Here is a 2,763-nt window from a genome sequence, read left to right as displayed (position 1 = left end):
CGAGAATGATTCAAATTCACTACGGCATCGTGGAGGGATCTGGGCGATCCTGGGCTCACATTGTGAATCGGTCACAGCGTGAACGGCGTACGAGCGGGAGGACGATCCGCCGCCGCGCCGCGCACCTGTCCCCGGGAGCTTCCATGTCGACCCTTCCCGAAGCCGTCGTCGCCCGCCTGAGCGACTACCGGCGCCATCTCCAGCCGCACCACGAGAGTGGGCGGGAGCGCATCTTCTCACACGACCTGGCCGACCTGGTCGGCGTGACCGCCGCCCAGGTGCGGCGCGACCTCATGACCGTCGGCTTCACGGGCAGCCCGGCTCGCGGCTACGACATCGAGGCCCTGATCGCCAAGATCAACGAGATCCTCGGTCCGGTCGGTGTCGAGACCATGGCCCTGGTCGGCGTGGGCCACCTGGGCCGGGCCCTGCTCTCGCACTTCGTGCGGCGACGCCCGAACGTGCACATCAGCAGCGCCTTCGACGTCGACCCCGAGGTGATCGGGACCGAGATCGGCCACTGCGAGATCCGTCACGTCGACGAGATCGAGAAGACCCTGGCCGAATCCCCGGCACTCGTGGGGATCATCGCCGTCCCGCGCGACTCCGCCCAGGAGATGGCCGATCGATTCGTCGCCGCGGGCGTCAGCGGGCTCATCAATTTCGCCCCGGTGCGGGTGAAGGTCCCCGCGGGCCTCTACGTCGAGCACATGGACATCGCCACCTCGGCCGAGAAGGTCCTCTTCTTCGCGCGCCAACGGGCGCAGGCGGCCGCCGACGGTTCGGGCGACTCCGAGCCCCTCGAGCCCAGCGCCTGAGTTCCGGTCCGGCTTGCCCCCGGCCCGATCTGGCTTACCCTTGCGGTTCGTTCCGGGCCGCTCCGGAGTCCCGGAGCGGCCATCGACGCCTGCCTGCGCTCGCCCCGACAGCCCGCGAGGAGCCCCGCATGACCGCCAAGGACTTCGCCCGTCCGACCCCGATCGTCTACGCCCGTGGCGACGGCATCGGTCCCGAGATCATGGACGCCACGCTCGAGATCCTCGACGCGGCGAAGGCAGAACTCGAGCTGCACGAGATCCAGATCGGCCAGAAGGTCTACGAGAAGGGCGTCACCGCGGGCATCGAGCCCGGTAGCTGGGACCTGTTGCGGCGCACCGGTGTGTTCCTCAAGGCCCCGATCACCACGCCACAGGGCAAGGGCTACAAGAGCCTGAACGTGACCACGCGCAAGTCTCTGGGACTGTTCGCGAACGTGCGTCCCTGCCGCAGCTACCACCCCTTCACGCGGTCGCTGCACCCGGGCATGAACGTGGTGGTGATCCGCGAGAACGAAGAGGACACCTACGCGGGGATCGAGCACCGGCAGACGCAGGAAGTCACCCAGTGCCTGAAGCTCATCACACGCCCCGGCAGCGCGAAGGTCATCCGCTACGCCTTCGAGTACGCCGAGCGCAACGGCCGCAAGAAGGTCACGTGCATGAGCAAGGACAACATCATGAAGATCACCGATGGACTCTTCCATCGGATCTTCGACGAGATCGCGGCCGACTACCCGCAGATCGAGAACGAGCACGTGATCGTCGACATCGGCGCGGCCATGGTGGCCGACTCGCCCGAGCAGTTCGACGTGATCGTCACGCCGAACCTCTACGGCGACATCATCAGCGACATCGCCGCGCAGGTCGCCGGCTCGGTGGGTCTGGCCGGTAGCGCGAACATCGGCGACCAGGCGGCCATGTTCGAGGCGATCCACGGCAGCGCCCCGCCGATCGCCGGCAAGAACATCGCGAACCCCTCGGGTCTGATCCACGCCGCGGTGATGATGCTCGTGCACGTCGACCAGACCGAGTCGGCCGAACTGGTGCGCAACGCGTGGCTGAGGACGATCGAAGACGGTGTGCACACCGCCGACATCCGTCTGGCCGACAACCTGAATCCCGTGGTGGGCACGAAGGAATTCGCACAGGCCGTCATCGACCGTCTGGGCGACAAACCGCGCCGGCTCGAATCGGTGCACTTCGGCCACGGCCGTGATCATGCCGTGCCGACCGCGCCCCCGAAGCAGGAAAAGGAGATCGTGGGCGTCGACGTGTTCCTGGACTGGGACGTCGAGGGCCGCGATCCCGACGTCCTCGGCGCGAAGCTCCGCGAGCTCGACGGCGAGGGCCTGAAGCTCAAGATGATCACCAACCGCGGCGTGAAGGTGTTCCCCGAGGGTCTGCCCGAGACCTTCTGCACCGACCACTGGCGCTGCCGCTTCGTCGCGCAGGAGGACGGTGGGTCGGTCGGCCACGAACAGATCATCGCCCTGCTCGCCCGCGTCCACTCCGCCGGCCTGGACTTCATCAAGACCGAGCACCTGTGCACCTTCGACGGCGAAATCGGTTACTCGCTCGGTCAGGGCGAGTAGACCCTCGACACGAGACGCGGCCCGGCCCCTCATGCCGGGTCGCGTGCTTTCGGGGCCTCGACTTCAAGGAGCGATGAAGATCCGGGGTCGTGGATGCCGGATCACGCCGGGTGAGTCGACGCCCCCCGACTCCGGTGCTAGCTTCTCCGCCGTTCGGCGCGCCATCCCACGGGCCGCGCCCCCGTCCCGCGGAGGAACCCATGACCCTGCGCCGCCCGCACCGCTCCGGCCTGATCACCGCCCTCGCGTGCGCACTCCTCGTCGCGGGGTGCGAGGACGAGGTGAACGAAGACCGCGGGATCCCCAGCGACGAGCAGTTCCTCGAGGCCACCGACGCCGGAGCCCTGATCATC

Annotated in this window: 2 protein-coding genes; both read left to right on the top strand. The window is 67.8% G+C overall.

The features are described from left to right. Window positions 1-143 precede the first annotated feature (143 nt). Window positions 144-818, top strand: coding sequence for a redox-sensing transcriptional repressor Rex (locus VKA86_14075; protein ID HKK72338.1), 675 nt, complete (start codon window positions 144-146; stop codon window positions 816-818). A gap of 128 nt (window positions 819-946) precedes the next feature. After that, window positions 947-2,410 carry an NADP-dependent isocitrate dehydrogenase gene (locus VKA86_14070; GenBank protein ID HKK72337.1) on the top strand — a complete coding sequence of 488 codons (1,464 nt, stop codon included), beginning with the start codon at window positions 947-949 and terminating at the stop codon, window positions 2,408-2,410. Window positions 2,411-2,763 lie beyond the last annotated feature (353 nt).

Source organism: Candidatus Krumholzibacteriia bacterium, from assembly GCA_035268685.1.
Lineage (GTDB): Bacteria > Krumholzibacteriota > Krumholzibacteriia > JAJRXK01 > JAJRXK01 > JAJRXK01.
Note: the sequence above shows the minus strand (reverse complement) of the source record. Positions and strands in the feature narration are given on the sequence as shown.